The organism is Lysinibacillus sp. 1 U-2021 (genome assembly GCF_029916965.1).
Lineage (GTDB): Bacteria > Bacillota > Bacilli > Bacillales_A > Planococcaceae > Lysinibacillus > Lysinibacillus capsici.
On sequence record NZ_CP123966.1, the window covers coordinates 3,357,995 to 3,379,867 of the forward strand.

Consider the following 21,873-nt stretch of genomic DNA (forward strand, 5'->3'; position numbering starts at 1 on the left):
ACCTTTTTATATTGTCATGTAAAACGCACGAATGTTTAGGTTTGACAGGGTACACTTGAACTATAGAAAGGGGCGTTATGAAGTGACAGTTTTAATAGGACGTAAAATAAAGAAAGTGTATGGAAAAAAATCAACGGCTCAGGAAGTATTAAAGGGTATTGATGTAGAAGTGAATAGAGGAGAATTTGTAGGTATTATGGGACCTTCTGGCTCTGGTAAAACAACGCTTTTAAATGTCTTATGCTCAATTGACTTTGCGACAGAAGGTGTTATTGAGATAAACGGTCATAGTTTACGTGGTATGAAAGAAAAGGCTTTAGCAAACTTCCGAAGAGAGCAGCTAGGATTTATATTTCAAGACTATAATTTATTAGATACCTTGACAGTAAAAGAAAATATTCTTCTACCGTTAGCCATCAGTAAGTTACCAAAAGCTGTTGCCGAAAGTCGAGTGAAGGAACTCACTTCTTTGTTGGGAATCACGGAAATTTTAAATAAATATCCCAACGAAATATCAGGTGGACAAAAACAGCGTACCTCTGCTGCACGTGCACTTATTACCAATCCGTCATTGGTATTTGCAGACGAGCCCACTGGGGCACTAGATTCTAAATCAGCTACAGCCCTGCTTCAAAATCTACAAAATATAAATGAAACAAAAGAAGCGACAATTATGATGGTTACACACGATGCTGTAGCCGCAAGTTTCTGTACACGTGTGTTATTTCTAAAGGATGGCCTTATCTATAGTGAACTTTATAAGGGCGATAAAACAAGGCAGGCCTTTTTCAAAGAAATCATGCATACACAAAGTGTGCTAGGCGGTGACGGGTATGAGTCTTAGTAAGTTAGTACTTCGAAGTATGAAGAAAAATATGAAGCACTACTATCTATATTTCTTTGCACTTATTTTTAGTGTTACCTTATACTTTTCGTTCGTCACCTTGCAAAATAATACGGAGGTGTGGGCTGCTGTTCAAATGAGTGGAACAGCTACGGCAGGATTTAAGGCAGCAACTTATATTCTTTATTTTATCGTTTTGTTCTTCGTTCTGTATGCAAACCATTTATTTATGAAGCGTCGTAGTAAGGAAATAGGTTTGTACCAACTGATTGGCATGACTAAGGGGCTAATCGTGCGTTTATTAGCGATTGAAAACATTCTCTTATTTGTTGGAGCCGTTATTATAGGTATGTTGGCAGGCTTCTTTAGTTCTCGTGTCTTTGCAATGATTTTGCTTCGAGTGCTTGAAAAAGAAGCTCTCGTAACCATGACTTTTAGTACACAAGCTTTACTGCAGTCGATGATTGTATTTACTATCTTATTGATCATCGTTCTTATACAGATGGCTTGGATGATTCATCATGTTTCATTGTTATCATTATTTAGTGCAGCAAAACAAGCAGATGAGCGTGTAAGACGCTTTAGTGCGTTCCAGATGGTTATTGGCTTTTTGGGTCTTATACTGATTGCTTATGGCTACTATGCATCGACAAAGCTGTTCGATATCGAATCTGCTGGTAATTTATTTATTAATATGATTATTATTTTAGCTACTACAATTGGTGGAACATTCCTTGTTTTTCGTTTCTCTGTAGCGTTTATTATGAATACTATTCGTCTAAAGAAAACAGGGCATTTATCCATAAAGGATGTATTAGCATTAACGCCCATCATGCATCGCATGAAGAGCAATGCAAAGTCATTAACGCTAATCACTGTGTTAACAGGCGTTTCTCTAGGCGTGACGACGCTTTCCTATATCGCCTACTACTCCTCGGAAGCATCTGCATATAGCCAAGTACCAGGTGATTTCATATTGCTTGAAGAGCAAGGGGAGGAGTTTTTAGAGAAGTTAGAGGAAAATAATATTGCTTATGATAAAATTGACTACCGTCTTCAGGGAGTAACTGCTGCTGTAGGTCAATTGATGTCTAAAAAACAGCAGGATAACCCTTTATATACAATGGAAGGCACAATTTATACCATTCCGCTTTCAGATTATCAGCAGAGTGTTCCAGAGGCTAAGCTATCAGGAAATGAGGTTATCTTAACAAACTATGGTGGTTATATGGCTGAAATGTTCCCGTTAGAGAAAGATCATGATTTAGTAGTATCTGCAGGAGAACTTGAAGAAACTTTTCATGTCGTTGATATCCACGATAAAAGTGTGATAAGTGGTATTGTAACGGCTGGGGGTGGTGGACCTATCTTTGTTGTGACAGATGATATGTTTAAAAGTTTAACTACACAGGCAGCTCTTTATCCTTGGCATCATCAAACAACAATAACTTTAAAATCGAAAGAAGATATTGCAACAGCAGAAAAATTATATATTCAATCAAATGCAGGTATTATTACGGCTGTAGATGATAAAGGGGAGACAAAGCAATATACACAATCATCCTATGAAGGAAAACGTAAAGACAATATTGAATCATTGGGTCTTACCATCTTTACAACAGCATTTTTAGGGCTTGCGTTCTTAATGACCACAGGTAGTATTCTATACTTTAAACAAATGTCTGAGGCAGAGGAAGAACGTGATTCCTATACAATCCTGCGAAAGATTGGTTTTGCTGAAAAAGATATCATGAAGGGTATTTATATGAAACAGGCCTTTAATTTCGGTGTTCCATTAGTTATTGGGTTATTGCATAGCTACTTTGCTGTTAAGTCAGGATGGTTTTTATTTGGGACAGAGTTAACAACCCCCTTGTGGATTGCAATGTGCTGTTATATAGCCTTATATACGATTTTTGCCATTCTATCGGTAGGCTATTATAAAAAGGTTGTACGTCAATCGTTGTAAAATTAAATAAGAAGAAACTCGGAAACAGTGTGGTGGTTATCATTACACTGTTTTTTAGTGCAAAAATATAGAAATTACAAAAAACCTTGACTTTCAATTATCAGAATAATAAAGTTTAACATGTTAGTAATTTAGTGTATGAAAGTAGAGTGTGACAATGAATGCAGTAATTGCGGCTGTTGCCGTTATGTTAATATTAAGCTTGCTTCGTATCAATGTAGTTCTCTCGTTAGTTTTAGGAGCATTTGTAGGCGGTCTAACTAGTGGGATGGGCATTGAGTCAACAGTCCAATCATTTACGGAAGGATTAGGGGCAGGAGCAACCATTGCATTAAGTTATGGCTTACTTGGTGGTTTTGCAATCGCCATTGCCAAAACAGGAATACCCGAATTAATGATAGCGGGGGTGTTAAAAATATTAAAGGGTGAAAGTAATAGAAAAGGACTTGTGAAGGTATTAATTTTCTTCCTTATTTTTGTGATGTCTATTTTATCTCAAAATGTCATTCCTATTCATATTGCCTTCATTCCATTATTAATTCCTCCTATTTTAAAGATTTTAAATATGCTAGAAGTCGACCGACGTATAATCGCAACGTTGATTGCAGTAGGCTTAATTGGTACTTATAGTTTTGTATCTGCTGGTTTTGGAGCAATCTTTCAAGATATCGTTGCTACACAAGTGTCAGAGGCAGGAATGGCTGTATCTTCTCGTGATGTCCCTGTAGCAATGGGTATGCCCGTATTAGGAATGCTAATCGGATTGATAATTGCTTTTGCTGTATACCGCAAGCCAAGACATTATAAGCATAGAGAAGTAGAGACGGAATCTTTAAATATAAACGTCAGCAAATTTATTATGTTTTCTACAGCTCTGGCATTAGTAGTATCACTATGCGCTCAAGTGTTAACGGATTCAATGATTGTAGGGTCGTTTGCAGGTATTATGATTATGTATTTTACAGGTGCCCTTAAATGGAAAGAAGCCGATGATATTCTTTCTGAGGGAATGAAGATGATGGCCTTTATTGGCTTTGTTATGATTGCTGCAAATGGTTTTGCGGCGGTAATCAATGCAACAGGTGATGTGGACAGCTTAATTACTAATTCACTCACCTTATTAGAAGGAAATAGAAGTCTTGCTGTCTTCATCATGTTAGTCATAGGATTAGTTGTAACGATGGGGATTGGTTCGTCCTTCGCAACAGTGCCTATTATCGCTACACTATTTGTTCCGCTAGCACAAGGTTTAGATATGAGTCCTTTAGCGATATTATGCTTAATCGGTACATCAGGTGCTTTAGGAGACGCAGGTTCACCAGCATCCGATTCTACATTAGGACCAACAGCAGGCCTAAATGTTGACGGCCAGCATCATCATATTTGGGATACCTGTGTTCCTACGTTTATTTTCATTAACATACCACTAATCCTGTTTGGTTGGATTGCCTGTGTGTTCTTTCTATAATAAGGAGGTAGTTTCTATTTAAATAGAAACTACTTTTCTTTTAGAGTTATTTGAAATGTGCGAAAATGTTGATATGACAACCTTAAGTGTTGCAATATGTATAGAAATTTTATATACTAATAAACGGCTTAATAAAGCGAAGAAATAGTAGTACTAAGAATATCTGCAACATTTAAAAGAATTTAGCGAAAAGACTTGCTTATTCTTTTTTTATTGTATATAATGTTGAATGTTGGTCTTTGACTGCGATGAAGCGAGAGGTTGCCGACACACCCGGCCGCTTTGCCATGGCGGTGTGTGGGAAAATTTTCGTGGAGAATGTCTAGAAAATAGGCGAGAAGGAGGGAAAATAATGGCAAAACAAAAGATTCGTATTCGTTTAAAAGCGTATGATCACCGTATTTTAGATCAATCTGCTGAGAAAATTGTGGAAACTGCAAAACGTTCAGGTGCAAGTGTATCAGGTCCGATTCCACTTCCAACTGAGAAGTCTGTGTACACAATTCTTCGTGCGGTTCACAAGTACAAAGATTCTCGTGAACAATTCGAAATGCGTACGCATAAACGTCTGATCGATATCGTTAACCCAACACCACAAACTGTTGACGCGTTAATGAAACTTGATTTACCATCTGGCGTTGATATCGAAATCAAACTTTAATGGTAAAAACAATATAACTTTTAAAACTTACAGGAGGTGTGACAAATGGCTAAAGGAATCTTAGGTAGAAAAATTGGTATGACACAAGTTTTCGCTGAAAACGGCGATTTAATCCCGGTAACAGTTATCGAAGCTACTCCAAACGTAGTTCTTCAAAAGAAAACTGTTGAAACAGACGGCTACGAAGCAATTCAAGTTGGTTTCGAAGACAAGCGCGTTAAGCTTTCTAACAAACCAGAACAAGGTCACGTAGCAAAAGCGAACACTGCTCCTAAGCGCTTCATTCGTGAATTCCGCAACGTGAACGTGGAAGAATACGAAGTTGGTCAAGAAGTCAAAGTAGAAATTTTCGCAGAAGGCGATGTAATCGATGTAACAGGAGTTACTAAAGGTAAAGGTTTCCAAGGTGTTATCAAACGCCACGGACAATCTCGTGGTCCTATGGCCCACGGTTCTCGTTACCACCGTCGTCCTGGTTCAATGGGTCCAGTTGCTCCGAACCGCGTATTCAAACAAAAGAAATTACCTGGTCAAATGGGTGGCAATGTAGTTACAATCCAAAACTTAGAAATCGTGAAAGTTGACACAGATCGTAACTTACTACTTGTTAAAGGTAATGTTCCTGGTTCTAAAAAAGCTCTAGTTACAGTAAAAACTGCAATTAAAGCTAAGTAATCACTTAAGGAAAGGAGGAAACAGGAATGACAAAAGTATCTGTACTTAGTCAAACAGGTGCTTCAGTTGGTGAAATCGAATTAAACGATGCGATCTTCGGAATCGAGCCAAATGAAGCAGTATTATTCGACGCAGTAGTTGCTCAACGCGCTTCTCTTCGTCAAGGTAATCACAAGGTTAAAAACCGTTCTGAAGTTGCTGGTGGTGGTCGTAAACCATGGCGTCAAAAAGGAACTGGTCGTGCTCGTCAAGGTTCTATCCGTTCTCCACAATGGCGCGGCGGTGGTATCGTATTCGGTCCTACTCCACGTAGCTATTCTTATAAATTACCTAAAAAAGTTCGTCGTTTAGCTCTTAAATCTGCTTTATCAGCTAAAGTAGTAGAACAAAACTTCTTAGTTCTTGATGCTCTAACTCTAGCAGCACCAAAAACAAAAGAATTCACAAAAATCCTTAAAGATCTTTCTTTAGAGAAAAAATCTTTATTCGTAACTGCTGACCTAGATGAAAACGTAGCATTATCTGCTCGTAACATCCCTGGTGTAACAGTTTTAACTGCAAACGGAATCAACGTTCTTGATCTATTAGGTCATGATAAAGTTGTATTCACTAAGTCTGCAGTAGAAAAAGTTGAGGAGGTGCTTGGATAATGGAAGCACGTGATATTTTAAAACGTCCGGTCATTACTGAGCGTTCTTCAGAACTTATGGCAGAGAAAAAGTATACTTTCGAAGTAGACACTCGCGCTAACAAAACTCAAGTAAAAGACGCTGTAGAAGAAATCTTTGGCGTAAAAGTTGAGAAAGTAAACGTTCTTAACTACAAAGGTAAATTCAAACGCGTAGGCCGTTACGGTGGTTACACTAACAAACGTCGTAAAGCGATCGTTAAACTAACTGCTGATAGCAAAGAAATTGAATTATTCGAAATGTAATCCTAACGGATTTATGATTTGAACACTCAAGAAGGAGGGAAAACACAATGGCGATTAAAAAGTATAAACCTACCTCTAATGGTCGTCGTAACATGACGTCATTAGACTTTGCGGAAATTACAACTAACAAGCCTGAGAAATCATTGCTTGAACCAACTAAACGCAAAGCTGGTCGTAACAACCAAGGTAAAATCACTGTTCGTCATCATGGTGGTGGTCATAAGAAGCAATACCGTGTTATCGATTTCAAACGTGTTAAAGATGGCATTCCGGCAAAAGTTGCTACTATTGAATATGATCCAAACCGTTCTGCGAATATCGCATTAATCAACTACGCTGATGGAGCAAAAGCTTACATCTTAGCACCAAAAGGTCTAGAGGTTGGTCAAACAATCGTTTCTGGTCCAGATGCTGATATTAAAGTAGGTAACACATTACCATTAGCAAACATTCCAATGGGTACTACAATCCATAACATCGAGTTAAAACCTGGTAAAGGCGGACAATTAGTACGTTCAGCTGGTACTTCTGCGCAAGTACTTGGTCGTGAAGATAAGTACGTTATCGTTCGTTTACAATCTGGTGAAGTACGTTTAGTTTTAGCTACTTGCCGCGCTACAATCGGTCAAGTTGGTAACGAACAACACGAACTTGTACACATCGGTAAAGCAGGTCGTAGCCGTTGGTTAGGTAAACGCCCAGAAGTTCGTGGTTCTGTAATGAACCCTAACGATCACCCACACGGTGGTGGTGAAGGACGTTCTCCAATCGGACGTAAATCACCAATGACTCCTTGGGGTAAACCAGCACTTGGTTACAAAACTCGCAAGAAGAAAAACAAATCGGATAAATTTATCATCCGTAGTCGTAAAAAATAAAGTGGTTAAACTACGGTTCTATGTGAGAGCCGTGGTGGAATCACGGAGGGAGGTTCCTACATGGGTCGCAGCTTGAAAAAAGGACCTTTTGTCGATGACCACTTAATGAAAAAAGTGGAAGCGCAAGAGGCTTCTGAGAAAAAACAAGTTATCAAAACTTGGTCACGCCGTTCTACAATCTTCCCGAACTTCATCGGTTTAACGATTGCTGTATATGATGGACGTAAACATGTTCCTGTATACGTAACAGAAGATATGGTAGGCCATAAACTTGGTGAGTTCGCACCGACACGTACTTATAAAGGTCACGGTGCAGACGACAAGAAAACAAGACGCTAATTTTGAGAGGAGGTAAATCCTAATGACACAAGCTAAAGCTATCGCTCGTACAGTACGCATTGCTCCTCGCAAAGTACGTCTAGTTGTAGACTTAATCCGAGGTAAGCAAGTTGGTGAAGCAGTTGCAATTTTACGTCATACTCCAAAAGCGGCGTCTCCAGTCGTTGAGAAAGTATTAAAATCTGCAGTTGCTAACGCTGAGCACAACTACGATCTTGACATCAACTCTTTAGTAGTTTCTGAAGTATTCGTTGACGAAGGTCCAACTTTAAAACGTTTCCGTCCACGTGCACAAGGACGTGCAAGCGCAATTAACAAACGCACAAGCCACATTACTCTAGTGGTATCTGAGAAGAAGGAGGGTTAATCCGTGGGTCAAAAAGTACATCCAATAGGACTACGCGTTGGTATTATTCGTGACTGGGAGTCAAAATGGTACGCTGAAAAAGACTATGCAACTCTACTTCACGAAGACATCAAAGTGCGTAAATATATTGAAACGGCTCTTAAAGACGCTTCAGTTTCTAAAGTAGAAATCGAACGTGCTGCAAACCGTGTAAACATTACAATTCACACTGCGAAACCAGGTATGGTAATCGGTAAAGGTGGTACTGAAGTTGAAAATCTTCGTAAATACCTTAGCGATTTAACTGGTAAACGTGTACACATCAACATCATTGAAATCAAACGTGCAGATCTTGACGCTCGTCTAGTAGCTGAAAACATCGCTCGTCAATTAGAAAATCGTGTATCATTCCGTCGTGCGCAAAAGCAAGCGATCCAACGCACAATCCGCGCTGGTGCAAAAGGAATTAAAACACAAGTATCTGGTCGTTTAGGTGGCGCTGATATCGCGCGTGCTGAACACTATAGTGAAGGAACTGTTCCACTTCATACTCTACGTGCTGACATCGATTATGCACACGCAGAAGCTGATACTACTTACGGTAAATTAGGCGTTAAAGTATGGATCTACCGTGGTGAAGTTCTTCCTACGAAGAAATCTGTGGAAGGAGGCAAATAATATGTTATTGCCTAAACGCGTTAAATACCGTCGTGAACACCGCGGCAACATGCGTGGCGAAGCGAAAGGCGGTAAAGAAGTAACTTTCGGCGAATGGGGCTTACAAGCTCAAACTGCTAGCTGGATTACTAACCGTCAAATCGAATCTGCTCGTATCGCGATGACTCGTTACATGAAACGTGGCGGTAAAGTTTGGATTAAAATCTTCCCACATAAACCTTACACTAAAAAACCTCTAGAAGTCCGCATGGGTTCTGGTAAAGGTTCTCCTGAAGGTTGGGTAGCAGTAGTTAAACCAGGAAAAGTAATGTTCGAAATTGCTGGCGTATCTGAAGAAGTTGCACGTGAAGCACTTCGTTTAGCATCACACAAACTTCCTGTTAAATGTAAGATCGTAAAACGTCAAGAAACTGGTGGTGAATCTAATGAAAGCTAATGAAATCCGTGACCTTGCTACTTCTGAAATAGAATTAAAAGTGAAATCACTGAAAGAAGAGCTTTTCAACCTTCGCTTCCAATTGGCGACTGGTCAATTAGAAAACACAGCTCGTATTCGTGAAGTGCGTAAAGCAATCGCGCGTATGAAAACTGTTATTCGTGAAAGAGAAATCAGTGCAAATAACTGATAAAGGAGGTTTTCAAGTATGACTGAGCGCAATCAACGCAAAGTTTACACGGGCCGCGTTGTTTCAGATAAAATGGACAAAACTGTTACTGTTTTAGTTGAAACTTACAAAAAGCACAAGCTTTATGGTAAGCGTGTAAAATACTCTAAAAAGTTTAAAGCTCATGATGAGTTAAACACAGCGAAAATCGGTGATATCGTACGTATCATGGAAACTCGCCCGCTATCAGCTACTAAACGTTTCCGTCTAGTAGAAGTTGTAGAAAAAGCGGTTATTATTTAATAACTATTTCGGAACAACCAATTTCCGAAGGGAGGTAACCTAAGTGATCCAACAAGAAAGTCGTATGAAAGTTGCTGACAACTCAGGTGCACGTGAAGTTCTTACAATTAAAGTGCTTGGTGGCTCTGGCCGTAAAACTGCTAACATCGGTGATATCGTTGTTTGTACAGTTAAGAAAGCAACACCAGGTGGCGTTGTCAAGAAGGGTGACGTTGTTAAAGCTGTTATCGTTCGTACTAAATCAGGCGTTCGTCGTAAAGACGGCACGTACATCAAATTTGATGAAAATGCTTGTGTAATTATTCGTGATGATAAATCACCACGCGGAACTCGTATTTTCGGACCTGTTGCACGTGAACTACGTGACAGCAACTTCATGAAAATCGTTTCTCTAGCTCCAGAAGTTCTTTAATTTCATGACAGTGCCAATCAAGGAGGTGCGACAGCATGCATGTAAAAAAAGGTGACAAGGTTAAGGTAATCACTGGTAAGGATAAAGGCAAAGAAGGCGTAATCCTTGCTGCTTTCCCAAAACAAGATCGCGTTCTTGTTGAAGGTGTGAATATCGTGAAAAAACACGTTAAACCTAACCAATTGAATCCACAAGGTGGTATTGTTAGCCAAGAGGCTGCAATTCACGTTTCGAACGTAATGCTAATCGATCCTAAATCTGGCGAGCCGACTCGTGTAGGTTATAAAATCGAAAACGGTAAAAAAGTTCGTGTAGCAAAAAAATCAGGTGCAGTAATCGACTAATTAGTATAAATAGAAGGGAGGTACACACATGAGCCGCCTAAAAGAAAAATATTTAAATGAAGTTTCTCCAGCTCTTATGAGCAAATTTGGATATAAATCAGTTATGCAACTACCGAAAGTTGAGAAAATCGTTATCAACATGGGTGTTGGTGATGCAGTTCAAAACTCTAAAGCGTTAGATGCAGCTGTTGAAGAATTAACAATTATCACTGGTCAAAAACCAGTAGTAACTAAAGCTAAAAAATCGATCGCAGGTTTCCGTCTTCGTGAAGGTATGCCTATCGGTGCTAAAGTTACATTACGCGGTGAGCGTATGTATGAATTCTTGGACAAATTAATCTCTATCTCACTACCTCGTGTACGTGACTTCCGTGGTGTTTCTAAAAAAGCATTCGATGGTCGCGGTAACTACACTCTAGGTGTTAAAGAACAATTAATTTTCCCAGAAATCGATTACGATAAAGTTTCAAAAGTACGCGGTATGGACATCGTGATCGTAACGACAGCGAACTCTGACGAAGAAGCTCGCGAGTTATTGACACAATTCGGTATGCCGTTCCAAAAGTAATCAAACAAGGAGGGCGAAAACGTGGCTAAAAAATCTATGATCGTTAAACAACAACGTAAGCAAAAGTTTAAAGTGCAAGAGTATACACGTTGTGAACGCTGTGGTCGTCCACATTCAGTATATCGCAAATTCAAACTTTGCCGTATTTGTTTCCGAGAACTTGCATATAAGGGACAAATTCCTGGCGTGAAAAAAGCCAGCTGGTAATCCCCTAATTTGGGAAGGAGGTAAATGTAATGACAATGACTGATCCGATTGCAGATATGCTTACTCGCATTCGTAATGCGAACATGGTTCGTCACGAGAAGTTAGAAGTACCAGCTTCCAACGTGAAAAAAGAAATCGCTGAAATTTTAAAGCGTGAAGGTTTCGTACGTGACGTAGAATACGTGGAAGACAACAAACAAGGTATCATCCGTATTTTCTTAAAATATGGAAAAGATAACGAGCGCGTTATCACTGGCTTAAAACGTATTTCTAAACCTGGTTTACGTGTATATGCTAAAACAAATGAAGTACCTAAAGTATTGAACGGTCTTGGTATCGCTTTAGTGTCAACTTCACAAGGTTTATTAACAGATAAAGAAGCTCGCGCTAAACAAGTTGGCGGAGAAATTCTAGCATACGTTTGGTAATTAGCAATAAATGAATGGAGGTGCAGCTAAATGTCTCGTGTAGGTAAAAAAATTATCGAGGTACCTGCTAACGTAACTGTTACTGTTGATGCAAACAACACTGTTACTGTTAAAGGTCCTAAAGGCGAACTTGTTCGTTCTTTCCACCAAGATATGAAAATTGAGCAAGAAGGTAACGTAATCACTGTAGTACGTCCTTCTGATTCAAAAGAACACCGCACAAACCACGGTACTACTCGTGCGCTTCTTGCGAACATGGTTACTGGTGTTTCTGCAGGTTTCGAAAAAGCTTTAGAACTTATCGGTGTTGGTTACCGTGCGCAATTACAAGGTAATAAACTTGTACTTAACGTAGGTTACTCTCATCCAGTAGAGTTCACACCTGAAGATGGTCTACAAATTGAAGTTCCTTCAAATACAAAGATCATTGTTAAAGGTATCAGCAAAGAACGCGTTGGTGCTCTTGCATCTAACATCCGTGACGTTCGTCCACCAGAGCCTTATAAAGGTAAAGGTATTCGTTATGAAGGCGAATATGTTCGTCGTAAAGAAGGTAAAACAGGTAAATAATGCAGCTTAAGCATTAGAAAGGAGTGACCCTTGTGATTACGAAACAAGATAAAAATCAGGTTCGTAAAAAACGTCATGCTCGCGTTCGTTCTAAAATTTCGGGTACTGCTCAGCGTCCACGCTTAAACGTATTCCGTTCTAACAAGAACATTTACGCGCAACTTATCGATGACGTAGCAGGCGTAACAATTGTTAGCGCATCTTCTCAAGAAAATGGTTTCGAAGGTGCTGGTAGCAATGTTGACGCAGCAACTAAAGTCGGTGAAACAATCGCAAAACGCGCTGCGGAAAAAAATATTACTGCTGTAGTATTTGACCGTGGTGGTTACTTATATCATGGACGTGTTAAAGCTTTAGCTGAAGCTGCACGTGAGAACGGTTTAGAATTTTAATAAGAAGGAGGGACACATTTCATGAGTCGTATTGACGCAAACAAACTTGGAGAACTTGAAGAACGCGTAGTTACTATTAACCGCGTTGCTAAAGTTGTTAAAGGTGGACGTCGCTTCCGCTTCACAGCATTAGTTGTAGTTGGCGATAGAAACGGTCATGTAGGTTTCGGTACTGGTAAAGCTCAAGAGGTGCCAGATGCTATCCGCAAAGCTGTTGAAGATGCGAAGAAAAACTTAATCGAAGTGCCACGCGTAGGTGGAACAACTCCACACTTAGTGCAAGGTCGCTTTGGTGCAGGAGAAATCCTAATCAAACCTGCTGCTCCTGGTACAGGGGTTATCGCTGGTGGTCCAGTACGTGCTGTACTAGAACTTGCTGGTATTACTGATATTCTTTCAAAATCACTTGGATCTAACACACCAATTAACATGGTGCGTGCAACAATTCAAGGTTTAACTGAATTAAAACGCGTAGAGGACGTAGCTAAATTACGTGGTAAATCAGTGGAAGAACTATTAGGATAAGGGGGGAAAGATAATGGCTAACAAATTAGAAATCACCCTTACTAAATCTGTGATTGGTACTAAACCTGCACAACGCAAAACTGTTGAAGCTTTAGGTTTACGTAAATTACACCAAACTGTAGAGAAAGCTGATAACGCAGCTACTCGCGGTATGCTTGATAAAGTAGCTCACTTAGTTACTGTAAAAGAAATTTAATTTCCAATTATTGAACAAGGAGGTGCCACCCACTATGAAACTGCATGAGTTAAAACCAGCAGAAGGTTCTCGTAAGCAACGCAACCGCGTTGGTCGTGGTATCGGTTCTGGTAACGGTAAAACAGCAGGTAAAGGTCATAAAGGTCAAAACGCTCGTTCTGGTGGCGGTGTTCGCCCAGGCTTTGAAGGCGGTCAGAACCCATTATTCCGTCGTTTACCAAAACGTGGCTTTACGAACATTAACCGTAAAGAATACGCGATCGTTAACCTTGATGCTTTAAACCGTTTCGAAGACGGTGCAGAGGTAACTGCTGCATTATTACTTGAAACTGGTCTCGTGAGCAATGAAAAAGCTGGAATTAAAGTTCTAGGCAACGGAACTCTTAATAAAAAGCTTACTGTCAAAGCTCATAAATTCTCAGCTTCAGCGAAAGAAGCAATCGAGAATGCCGGCGGAACTACTGAGGTGATTTAATGTTTCAGACAATCTCTAACTTTATGCGTGTTCGAGATATAAGAAATAAAATCATTTTCACACTTTTAATGTTAATCGTTTTTCGTATTGGAACTTTCATTCCAGTACCTAACGTTGACGCTAATGTATTAAAGGCAACTGATGAGTTTAACCTCGTTGGTTTCCTCAATACTTTTGGCGGTGGTGCTTTAAAGAACTTCTCCATCTTTGCAATGGGGATTATGCCTTACATCACAGCCTCAATTATTGTTCAGTTATTGCAAATGGACGTAGTACCGAAATTTGCTGAGTGGGCAAAGCAAGGTGAAGTCGGAAGACGTAAACTTGCGCAATTTACACGCTACTTTACTATTATTCTTGCTTTTATTCAATCATTCGCGATGTCATTTGGTTTTAATAGAATGTATGGTGGGTCATTGATTAAGGAAGAAGGGGTTTTAACATATGTTATAATCTCTATTGTATTAACAGCGGGTACAGCATTCCTAGTATGGCTTGCTGATCAAATTACTGCGCATGGCGTTGGTAATGGTATTTCTGTTGTAATCTTCGCAGGTATCGTTGCGGCATTACCTACAGGTATCAACCAAATCTATGCACAACAAATCGAGGGTGCGGGTGATAAGCTATTTATCAACCTAATTATCCTTGGTCTACTTGTTTTAATCTTGCTTGCGGTTGTTATTGGAGTTATCTATGTGCAACAAGCACTACGTAAAATTCCAATTCAATATGCAAAACGAGTTACTGGGCGAAATCAACAAACTGGTGGTCAACAAACGCATTTACCGTTAAAAGTAAATGCTGCAGGGGTTATTCCTGTAATCTTTGCTTCAGCGTTTCTGATGACACCTCGTACGTTAGTTCCGTTCTTCGGTGAAAATAATGTTACAACATTCATTAACAACACGTTTGATCATACAAAACCTGTTGGAATGATTATTTATGTGGCATTAATCATCGCATTCACATATTTCTATGCATTCGTACAAGTGAATCCAGAAAATGTGGCAGATAACTTGAAAAAGCAAGGTGCTTATATTCCAGGTATTCGTCCTGGTGAAAACACTCAAACGTATTTAACAAGCGTGTTATATCGTCTGACTTTTGTCGGCGCGATTTTCTTAACTGTTATTTCAGTAATGCCGGTTATATTCATAAACTTTATGAATCTACCTGCCTCAGTGCAGATCGGTGGTACTAGTATTATTATCGTAGTCGGCGTAGCGCTCGAAACGATGAAGCAGCTAGAATCTCAACTTGTTAAACGTCACTACAAAGGCTTTATGAAATAATGTTGGTTTTTAGGGAACGTTCCATCGTTTCCTTTAATCAGCAAACCTTTTGTGGGAGGAATATTTCCTAATGAATATCGTTTTAATGGGTCTGCCAGGTGCTGGTAAAGGTACGCAGGCAGATAAAATTGTTGAGAAGTACGCAATTCCTCATATTTCTACAGGCGATATGTTCCGTGCTGCAATTAAAGAAGGTACTGAACTAGGCTTACAAGCTAAGTCGTTTATGGATCAAGGTGCACTTGTACCTGATGAAGTGACGATTGGTATTGTTCGTGAGCGACTGGCTAAACCTGATTGTGAAAAAGGATTCTTATTAGATGGTTTCCCACGTACTGTTCCTCAAGCTGAAGCCTTAGATAGCATTCTTGCTGACCTAGGTAAAGCTATTGAGCATACATTAAACATTCAAGTTGAAAAGGATGAGTTAATTGCTCGTCTTTCAGGTAGACGTATTTGTAAAACTTGTGGTACATCCTATCATTTAATTTTCAATCCTCCTGCTGAGGAAGGAAAATGTGATAAAGATGGTGGCGAGCTTTATACACGTGCAGATGATAATCCTGAAACGGTTGCGAACCGTCTGGAAGTAAATATGAAACAAGCACAACCTCTACTTGATTTCTATCAAGCTAAAGGCGTGTTAACTAATATAGATGGACAGCAAGATATTAACAAAGTGTTTGCTGATCTTGATGCTCTATTACAGAGCAGCCGCAGCTGATACCCGGCTCCGGGCGCAGAGTACTGCTTCCGCGGGAGGCATGCGGGAGCAACAACGAAACATAATTTTTTTGAGAGTTGCAAAAGCATATTGTGCCCGGTATATATTTCTTCTTAAAAGTGCAACATACCTTTTGGAGGAGTATAATGGGTTTCGTGGAAGCATCTGTGTAACGGGTATGAATATCTCATCCAAGACATTCCGGTATTCGTGTAAACATGGGAGATTCAGTGCCCTTACTGGTTCTGTATATTCCGTGGATTGTGTGAAGCGAAACCAGACGAGCGTCTTTCAAACATCTCTCATACAATCCAAACATATGTTGAAACGAGGTTGCTTCTAAAGTTGCAGCAGATATCCGTTTGATGTAACGATGAGAACTTTAATTTGCATATAGAGAGGAGACAGAGTAGATGGCGAAAGATGATGTAATTGAAGTCGAAGGGACAGTTGTTGAGACTTTGCCAAACGCGATGTTTAAGGTAGAATTAGAAAATGGACATGTGATTCTAGCACACGTATCTGGTAAGATTCGTATGCACTTTATCCGTATTCTACCTGGAGATAAGGTTACTATTGAGTTATCTCCTTATGATTTAACTCGCGGTCGTATCACATACCGTTTTAAATAATCTTTTGCGCTCCGGACTACTAAGGAGGTTAGGTTAGATGAAAGTGAGACCATCTGTGAAACCGATCTGCGAAAAATGTAAAGTAATTCGCCGACGCGGTAAAGTAATGGTAATCTGTGAAAATCCTAAACATAAACAAAAACAAGGTTAATTCTAAAGGAGGTGCACAACGTACATGGCACGTATTGCTGGTGTTGATATTCCTCGCGACAAACGCGTGGTAATTTCATTAACGTACATTTTCGGTATTGGTAAAACTACAGCTCAGAAAGTACTAGCTGATGCAGGTATTTCAGAAGATACACGCGTACGCGACTTAACTGAAGATGAGTTAAACAAAATCCGTGAACAATTAGATTCTTACAAACTTGAAGGTGACTTACGTCGCGAAACTTCATTAAATATTAAACGTCTGATGGAAATCGGTTCATTCCGTGGTATCCGTCACCGTCGTGGCTTACCTGTTCGTGGTCAAAATACGAAGAACAATGCGCGTACGCGTAAAGGTCCTCGTAAAACAGTTGCGAACAAGAAAAAATAATTGGTAAAGGAGGTTCCTTCTTAACATGGCTCGTAAACAACAAACTCGTAAACGTCGTGTGAAAAAGAATATCGAATCTGGTATCGCACACATTCGTTCTACATTTAACAATACAATCGTAACGATTACAGATATGCAAGGTAACGCTGTATCTTGGTCAAGTGCTGGTGCTCTTGGTTTCCGTGGTTCACGTAAATCTACACCATTCGCTGCTCAAATGGCTGCAGAAACTGCTGCTAAAACATCCCTTGAACATGGTCTGAAAACGTTGGAAGTAACTGTTAAAGGTCCTGGTGCTGGTCGTGAAGCTGCTATTCGTGCACTTCAAGCTGCTGGTTTAGAAGTAACTGCTATTAAAGACGTTACTCCAGTTCCTCATAATGGTTGCCGTCCGCCAAAACGTCGTCGCGTGTAATGGGTGCGTCTCATATTGTATGAGAACATCATTTTTTGTACAGACTGTCTTGTGCAGATAATAAACGATACGTCATTGACGATCGAATCTATGATGGAAAGAACCTATACATTCGATGTTTTGAAGGAGGGTAAATAAAATGATCGAAATTGAAAAACCAAAGATTGAAACGGTGGAGATCAGCGAAGATTCCAAATATGGAAAGTTTGTTGTAGAACCGCTTGAACGCGGATATGGAAACACTTTGGGTAATTCTTTACGTCGTATCCTTCTGTCTTCATTACCAGGAGCTGCTGTCACTTCAATTCAAATTGATGGTGTTCTTCACGAATTCTCAACTGTAGAAGGCGTAGTAGAAGATGTAGCTTCAATCATTTTGAACGTGAAAAAACTAGCTCTTAAAATCTACTCTGACGAAGAAAAAGTTATTGAGATTGATGTTAAAGGCGATGGTACAGTTACGGCTGCTGACATTACACATGACAGTGACGTAGAAATTTTAAACCCAGATCTATATATTGCAACAATCGCTAAAAACGGTCATTTACGTATGCGTATGTATGCACAACGCGGCCGTGGTTACACTCCTGCTGATCAAAACAAACGTGAGGATCTTCCTATCGGCGTGATCCCGATCGACTCTATTTACACTCCAGTATCACGCGTCAATTTCCAAGTGGAAAATACTCGTGTTGGTCAGTCTTCTGACTACGACAAACTTTCTCTTGATGTGTGGACAGATGGCAGCATCGGTCCGAAAGAGGCGATTTCGCTCGGAGCAAAAATTTTAACCGAGCATCTTAACATCTTCGTTGGCATGACAGATGAGGCACAAACTGCTGAAATCATGGTCGAAAAAGAAGAAGATCAAAAAGAAAAAGTTTTAGAGATGACTATCGAAGAGCTTGATCTTTCTGTTCGTTCTTATAACTGTTTAAAACGCGCTGGTATTAATACAGTACTAGAACTTGCGAATAAATCAGAAGACGACATGATGAAAGTTCGTAACCTTGGACGCAAGTCATTAGAAGAAGTAAAAGCGAAGTTAGAAGAGCTTGGTTTAGGATTACGCAAAGAAGACTAAGCGATTTAAACACAACTAACAAGATCAGATTTTTTTCTATAAAGGAGGGAAACATCCATGGGTTACAGAAAACTTGGTCGTACAAGTTCTCAACGTAAAGCGATGTTACGTGACTTAGCTACTGATTTAATCATCAACGAGCGTATCGAAACTACTGAGGCTCGCGCTAAAGAAGTACGTAAAGCTGTTGAAAAAATGATTACTTTAGGTAAACGCGGAGATTTACATGCACGCCGTCAAGCTGCTGCATTTATCCGTCGTGAACTAGTAACAACGACTGATGCAGAAGGTAACGAATCAACATCATTTGCACTTCAAAAGTTATTTGATGATGTTGCACCACGTTATGCTGAGCGTCAAGGTGGTTACACTCGTATTCTTAAAGTAGGTCCTCGTCGTGGCGACGGTGCACCTGTTGTTGTGATTGAACTAGTTTAATCATAAGAGAAAACTTGTGGTGAAGAGGGTGGGAATCACCACCCTCTTTCTTTATAAATGATTTATACGACAAATAATTAAGCTGAGCGTTATGATGAGCGGACACTTATTAGTGTGGCGTCTCGTTTAGCTCTCCGCACCTCATTCAAGAGAAATAAGGGCTTGAGCACCCATATTTCTTGTAAATGTAACGACTAGCGCATTTCTATCGAATGAGGTGCGCGCTTTTTTATTAGATTAGATGGCGCCAATTTGTGGTGCTTTTTTTAATATATGGGTGTTATTTTGTTATTTATTAAACCAATATCAATTTGAGTTGTTATTGTAGTATTTTTCTTTTATCGACATACGGATTGTAGTAGAATTCATACATAAAAAAGTGTAAGTTAATTAGTAGAGCTGAGCGTAGGGAGAGGAGTTCTAGATATGCCTGAAATTTTATCTTTAAATAATGTAACTTTTTCATATACACCAGAAAATCCAAATAGTCGTAATGCTGTTGAAAATGTTAGCTTTGCTGTGGAAGAAGGTGAGTGGATTGCTATAGTAGGACATAATGGTTCTGGTAAGTCCACTATTGCCAAGCTGATGAATGGTTTATTGTTTCCTCAACAGGGAGATGTACGAATATTGCGAGAACCCTTGAATGAAGAAAATCTTTGGGAATCTCGCTCCTTAATGGGAATGGTCTTTCAAAACCCTGACAATCAATTCGTTGGAGCAACGGTACAGGATGATGTAGCATTTGCTTTAGAAAACAACGGGATCCCCTTTGAAGAAATGGTGAAACGTGTACATGCAGCACTCGAACAGGTAAAAATGAGTCAGTTTTTAGACCATGAGCCACATCATTTATCTGGTGGACAAAAACAGCGTGTAGCCATTGCTGGCGCACTTGCATTAAAGCCGAAGCTTTTAATTTTAGATGAGGCTACATCCATGTTAGATCCTCAGGGGCGTGCAGAGGTGTTACAAACGGTTCAAACATTACGTGCAGAAACAGGATTAACAGTTTTATCTATTACCCATGATTTAGAAGAGGCAATGTTAGCGGATCGTATTCTTTTTATGAATGATGGTAAGAAATTTGCAGAAGGTACACCTGCTGAAATCTTTGCACTTGGGGACAAGCTAGTTGATTTTGGACTAGATTTGCCATTTGCCTTGAAGTTATCAAAGCTATTGCAAAAGGAAGGTGTTCCATTAATGGGGCAACATATGACAGAACAAGAGTTGGTGAATGATTTATGGACATCAAACTTCAACAAGTAAGCTATGCCTATGCACAAGGTACACCCTTTGAAAAACGGGCATTATTCGATGTGGATTTTGGCATTCCATCTCATACTTATCAAGCGATAATTGGCCATACGGGTTCTGGAAAATCAACGATTTTGCAGCATTTTAACGCGCTTCTAAGACCTACTTCAGGAGAAGTACATATAGGAGATCGTCTTATTGTAGCTGGGAAAAAAGCAAAGGATTTAAAAGCTGTAAGACAAAAGGTCGGTATTGTCTTTCAATTTCCAGAGCATCAACTATTTGAAGAAACCGTGTTGAAGGACATTATGTTTGGCCCAATGAACTTTGGTATATCAGAGGAGGAGGCCGAAGCTCGTGCTAGAGAACTTGTCAACTTAGTCGGTTTACCAGATAACGTTTTGGATAAATCACCGTTTGATTTATCAGGTGGTCAAATGCGTCGAGTAGCGATTGCAGGTGTTTTGGCAATGGACCCTGAGGTTATTGTCTTAGATGAACCCACAGCAGGTCTTGATCCACGAGGTCAAAAGGAAATAATGGATATGTTTTATCAGCTCCATCAAGAACGTCATCTTACAACCATTCTAGTAACCCATAGTATGGAGGATGCAGCTCGATATGCAGATAATATTGTGATCATGCATGAAGGAAAGAATGTCTTAAGTGGATCACCACGGGTTATTTTTAAAGATATTGCAACATTAAAGAATTTCCGTTTAGAGCCACCACGTATTGTCCGCTTCCAACAAAAGATTGAGCATATGATGGGGCATTCCTTTTCTAAAGTTTGCTTAACAGAGGAAGAGCTTGCTGTGGAAATTGCTCAAGCACTTAGAGAGGAGCGTGCAGAGTCATGATGGAAAAAATGATCTTTGGTCGCTTCTTACCTGGTGATTCACCCGTTCACAAGCTTGATCCGCGGTCAAAGCTGATCTTTGTGTTCGCCTTTATTATTATTGTGTTTTTAGCCAATAATACCGTGACATATGCTATGTTACTCGCATTCACACTACTGATTGTATTAGTATCGCGCATTCGTCTATATTTTTTAATAAATGGACTCAAACCAGTACTCTTTTTGATGGCCTTCACATTCCTTCTCCATATTTTTATGACGAAGGAAGGCGTCCCTGTGTTTGAATCTAAATTCATTACGATTTATGACGAAGGGATTAGGCGAGGAATATTTATCTCAATTCGTTTTCTAGTATTAGTATTTATGACGTCAATCTTAACGTTAACTACATCACCGATTTCTATTACTGATGGTATCGAGGTTCTACTGAATCCATTAAAAGCAATAAAAGTACCTGTACATGAATTGGCTTTAATGATGTCCATCTCATTACGCTTTATTCCAACCTTAATGGATGAGACGGATAAAATTATGAAGGCACAAATGGCAAGGGGCTCTGATTTATCATCTGGACCAATTAAGGACCGTATAAAGGCAGTAGTACCATTACTTGTGCCTCTCTTTGTCAGTGCATTTAAACGAGCTGAGGATTTAGCAACAGCGATGGAAGTAAGAGGCTATCGCGGTGGTGAAGGACGCACTAGGTACCGTAGGTTAAAATGGGATATGGGGGACACATTTGCGATTGTGTTATTAGTAGCAATAGGCGTATTGCTATTCTTCTATAGAAGTTAAAGGAGTAGGCTAT

At 39.7% G+C, this 21,873-nt stretch carries 35 protein-coding genes and 1 pseudogene; all 36 read left to right on the top strand.

The genetic code is table 11. The features are described from left to right. Positions 1–82: 82 nt before the first annotated feature. The 36 genes and pseudogenes from QH639_RS17310 to QH639_RS17485 all read left to right on the top strand — a co-directional run bounded on the left by QH639_RS17310 (position 83) and on the right by QH639_RS17485 (position 21,860). Entirely contained in the window at positions 83–844 is a 762-nt protein-coding gene (locus tag QH639_RS17310) for an ABC transporter ATP-binding protein (protein ID WP_048395566.1), read from the top strand. Then, complete coding sequence (locus QH639_RS17315; protein ID WP_281114856.1) at positions 834–2,813, top strand: FtsX-like permease family protein; 1,980 nt, start codon at positions 834–836, stop codon at positions 2,811–2,813. The genes QH639_RS17310 and QH639_RS17315 overlap by 11 nt, the downstream gene beginning before the upstream one ends. Before the next feature lie 157 nt (positions 2,814–2,970). Next, complete coding sequence (locus QH639_RS17320) at positions 2,971–4,281, top strand: Na+/H+ antiporter family protein (RefSeq protein WP_281114857.1); 1,311 nt, start codon at positions 2,971–2,973, stop codon at positions 4,279–4,281. Positions 4,282–4,633: 352 nt separating this feature from the next. Beyond that, positions 4,634–4,942 (top strand): 30S ribosomal protein S10, encoded by a 309-nt coding sequence (gene rpsJ / locus QH639_RS17325; protein ID WP_004233624.1) that lies wholly within the window; start codon positions 4,634–4,636, stop codon positions 4,940–4,942. Positions 4,943–4,987: 45 nt separating this feature from the next. Further along, positions 4,988–5,617, top strand: coding sequence for a 50S ribosomal protein L3 (rplC, locus tag QH639_RS17330; protein WP_004233625.1), 630 nt, complete (start codon positions 4,988–4,990; stop codon positions 5,615–5,617). Positions 5,618–5,643: 26 nt separating this feature from the next. Beyond that, positions 5,644–6,267 carry a 50S ribosomal protein L4 gene (gene rplD, locus QH639_RS17335; protein WP_004233626.1) on the top strand — a complete coding sequence of 208 codons (624 nt, stop codon included), beginning with the start codon at positions 5,644–5,646 and terminating at the stop codon, positions 6,265–6,267. Next, entirely contained in the window at positions 6,267–6,551 is a 285-nt protein-coding gene (rplW, locus tag QH639_RS17340; protein ID WP_004233628.1) for a 50S ribosomal protein L23, read from the top strand. The genes rplD and rplW overlap by 1 nt, the downstream gene beginning before the upstream one ends. Positions 6,552–6,598: 47 nt before the next feature. Then, complete coding sequence (gene rplB, locus QH639_RS17345) at positions 6,599–7,429, top strand: 50S ribosomal protein L2 (protein ID WP_009373990.1); 831 nt, start codon at positions 6,599–6,601, stop codon at positions 7,427–7,429. A 60-nt stretch (positions 7,430–7,489) separates the two neighbouring features. Further along, positions 7,490–7,768, top strand: coding sequence for a 30S ribosomal protein S19 (gene rpsS, locus QH639_RS17350; RefSeq protein WP_004233637.1), 279 nt, complete (start codon positions 7,490–7,492; stop codon positions 7,766–7,768). A 22-nt stretch (positions 7,769–7,790) separates the two neighbouring features. After that, positions 7,791–8,135, top strand: coding sequence for a 50S ribosomal protein L22 (rplV, locus tag QH639_RS17355; protein WP_004233639.1), 345 nt, complete (start codon positions 7,791–7,793; stop codon positions 8,133–8,135). Between the two features lie 3 nt (positions 8,136–8,138). Next, a complete protein-coding gene (gene rpsC / locus QH639_RS17360) occupies positions 8,139–8,792 on the top strand; it encodes a 30S ribosomal protein S3 (protein ID WP_004233642.1) in 654 nt (217 codons plus the stop codon). Position 8,793: 1 nt separating this feature from the next. After that, complete coding sequence (gene rplP / locus QH639_RS17365) at positions 8,794–9,228, top strand: 50S ribosomal protein L16 (protein WP_004233644.1); 435 nt, start codon at positions 8,794–8,796, stop codon at positions 9,226–9,228. Beyond that, the gene (rpmC, locus tag QH639_RS17370; RefSeq protein ID WP_004233646.1) at positions 9,218–9,418 is read left to right on the top strand and encodes a 50S ribosomal protein L29; all 201 of its coding nucleotides are present in this window, start codon (positions 9,218–9,220) and stop codon (positions 9,416–9,418) included. Before rplP ends, rpmC begins: the two co-directional genes overlap by 11 nt. Positions 9,419–9,436: 18 nt before the next feature. Continuing rightward, positions 9,437–9,700 (top strand): 30S ribosomal protein S17, encoded by a 264-nt coding sequence (rpsQ, locus tag QH639_RS17375; protein WP_004233648.1) that lies wholly within the window; start codon positions 9,437–9,439, stop codon positions 9,698–9,700. A gap of 43 nt (positions 9,701–9,743) precedes the next feature. Beyond that, positions 9,744–10,112: a 50S ribosomal protein L14 gene (gene rplN, locus QH639_RS17380; protein ID WP_004233650.1), complete on the top strand. Its 369-nt coding sequence runs from the start codon at positions 9,744–9,746 to the stop codon at positions 10,110–10,112. Positions 10,113–10,147: 35 nt separating this feature from the next. Next, positions 10,148–10,456: a 50S ribosomal protein L24 gene (gene rplX / locus QH639_RS17385; RefSeq protein WP_004233652.1), complete on the top strand. Its 309-nt coding sequence runs from the start codon at positions 10,148–10,150 to the stop codon at positions 10,454–10,456. A gap of 28 nt (positions 10,457–10,484) precedes the next feature. Beyond that, complete coding sequence (gene rplE / locus QH639_RS17390) at positions 10,485–11,024, top strand: 50S ribosomal protein L5 (RefSeq protein WP_004233654.1); 540 nt, start codon at positions 10,485–10,487, stop codon at positions 11,022–11,024. A gap of 21 nt (positions 11,025–11,045) precedes the next feature. Continuing rightward, the gene (locus QH639_RS17395; protein WP_004233656.1) at positions 11,046–11,231 is read left to right on the top strand and encodes a type Z 30S ribosomal protein S14; all 186 of its coding nucleotides are present in this window, start codon (positions 11,046–11,048) and stop codon (positions 11,229–11,231) included. Between the two features lie 29 nt (positions 11,232–11,260). After that, positions 11,261–11,659, top strand: coding sequence for a 30S ribosomal protein S8 (gene rpsH, locus QH639_RS17400; RefSeq protein WP_004233658.1), 399 nt, complete (start codon positions 11,261–11,263; stop codon positions 11,657–11,659). 30 nt (positions 11,660–11,689) lie between these two features. Then, complete coding sequence (rplF, locus tag QH639_RS17405) at positions 11,690–12,229, top strand: 50S ribosomal protein L6 (RefSeq protein ID WP_004233660.1); 540 nt, start codon at positions 11,690–11,692, stop codon at positions 12,227–12,229. Positions 12,230–12,261: 32 nt separating this feature from the next. Then, entirely contained in the window at positions 12,262–12,621 is a 360-nt protein-coding gene (gene rplR / locus QH639_RS17410) for a 50S ribosomal protein L18 (protein WP_004233662.1), read from the top strand. Positions 12,622–12,642: 21 nt separating this feature from the next. After that, on the top strand, positions 12,643–13,146 hold the full coding sequence (rpsE, locus tag QH639_RS17415) for a 30S ribosomal protein S5 (protein WP_004233664.1): 504 nt from the start codon (positions 12,643–12,645) through the stop codon (positions 13,144–13,146). A gap of 13 nt (positions 13,147–13,159) precedes the next feature. Beyond that, positions 13,160–13,342, top strand: a complete 183-nt coding sequence (gene rpmD, locus QH639_RS17420; protein ID WP_004233668.1) for a 50S ribosomal protein L30 — start codon at positions 13,160–13,162, stop codon at positions 13,340–13,342. A 34-nt stretch (positions 13,343–13,376) separates the two neighbouring features. Continuing rightward, positions 13,377–13,817, top strand: coding sequence for a 50S ribosomal protein L15 (gene rplO / locus QH639_RS17425; protein ID WP_004233670.1), 441 nt, complete (start codon positions 13,377–13,379; stop codon positions 13,815–13,817). Then, the gene (gene secY / locus QH639_RS17430; protein ID WP_004233672.1) at positions 13,817–15,112 is read left to right on the top strand and encodes a preprotein translocase subunit SecY; all 1,296 of its coding nucleotides are present in this window, start codon (positions 13,817–13,819) and stop codon (positions 15,110–15,112) included. Before rplO ends, secY begins: the two co-directional genes overlap by 1 nt. A gap of 70 nt (positions 15,113–15,182) precedes the next feature. Then, on the top strand, positions 15,183–15,836 hold the full coding sequence (locus QH639_RS17435; protein ID WP_004233689.1) for an adenylate kinase: 654 nt from the start codon (positions 15,183–15,185) through the stop codon (positions 15,834–15,836). A gap of 249 nt (positions 15,837–16,085) precedes the next feature. Then, positions 16,086–16,163 (top strand): annotated as a pseudogene (locus tag QH639_RS17440) (type I methionyl aminopeptidase); the annotation flags it as partial. An 86-nt stretch (positions 16,164–16,249) separates the two neighbouring features. Further along, positions 16,250–16,468, top strand: a complete 219-nt coding sequence (gene infA / locus QH639_RS17445) for a translation initiation factor IF-1 (RefSeq protein ID WP_004233690.1) — start codon at positions 16,250–16,252, stop codon at positions 16,466–16,468. Between the two features lie 37 nt (positions 16,469–16,505). Then, positions 16,506–16,619 carry a 50S ribosomal protein L36 gene (rpmJ, locus tag QH639_RS17450; protein WP_000868344.1) on the top strand — a complete coding sequence of 38 codons (114 nt, stop codon included), beginning with the start codon at positions 16,506–16,508 and terminating at the stop codon, positions 16,617–16,619. A 24-nt stretch (positions 16,620–16,643) separates the two neighbouring features. Beyond that, on the top strand, positions 16,644–17,009 hold the full coding sequence (gene rpsM, locus QH639_RS17455; protein ID WP_004233729.1) for a 30S ribosomal protein S13: 366 nt from the start codon (positions 16,644–16,646) through the stop codon (positions 17,007–17,009). Positions 17,010–17,034: 25 nt separating this feature from the next. After that, positions 17,035–17,424 (top strand): 30S ribosomal protein S11, encoded by a 390-nt coding sequence (gene rpsK, locus QH639_RS17460; RefSeq protein WP_004233731.1) that lies wholly within the window; start codon positions 17,035–17,037, stop codon positions 17,422–17,424. Positions 17,425–17,563: 139 nt separating this feature from the next. After that, complete coding sequence (locus QH639_RS17465) at positions 17,564–18,508, top strand: DNA-directed RNA polymerase subunit alpha (protein ID WP_004233733.1); 945 nt, start codon at positions 17,564–17,566, stop codon at positions 18,506–18,508. 57 nt (positions 18,509–18,565) lie between these two features. Then, positions 18,566–18,946 carry a 50S ribosomal protein L17 gene (gene rplQ, locus QH639_RS17470; RefSeq protein WP_008181938.1) on the top strand — a complete coding sequence of 127 codons (381 nt, stop codon included), beginning with the start codon at positions 18,566–18,568 and terminating at the stop codon, positions 18,944–18,946. 426 nt (positions 18,947–19,372) lie between these two features. Then, complete coding sequence (locus QH639_RS17475) at positions 19,373–20,218, top strand: energy-coupling factor ABC transporter ATP-binding protein (protein WP_281114858.1); 846 nt, start codon at positions 19,373–19,375, stop codon at positions 20,216–20,218. Beyond that, a complete protein-coding gene (locus QH639_RS17480; protein ID WP_131521821.1) occupies positions 20,194–21,066 on the top strand; it encodes an energy-coupling factor ABC transporter ATP-binding protein in 873 nt (290 codons plus the stop codon). The genes QH639_RS17475 and QH639_RS17480 overlap by 25 nt, the downstream gene beginning before the upstream one ends. Then, the gene (locus QH639_RS17485; protein WP_004233739.1) at positions 21,063–21,860 is read left to right on the top strand and encodes an energy-coupling factor transporter transmembrane component T family protein; all 798 of its coding nucleotides are present in this window, start codon (positions 21,063–21,065) and stop codon (positions 21,858–21,860) included. The genes QH639_RS17480 and QH639_RS17485 overlap by 4 nt, the downstream gene beginning before the upstream one ends. Positions 21,861–21,873 lie beyond the last annotated feature (13 nt).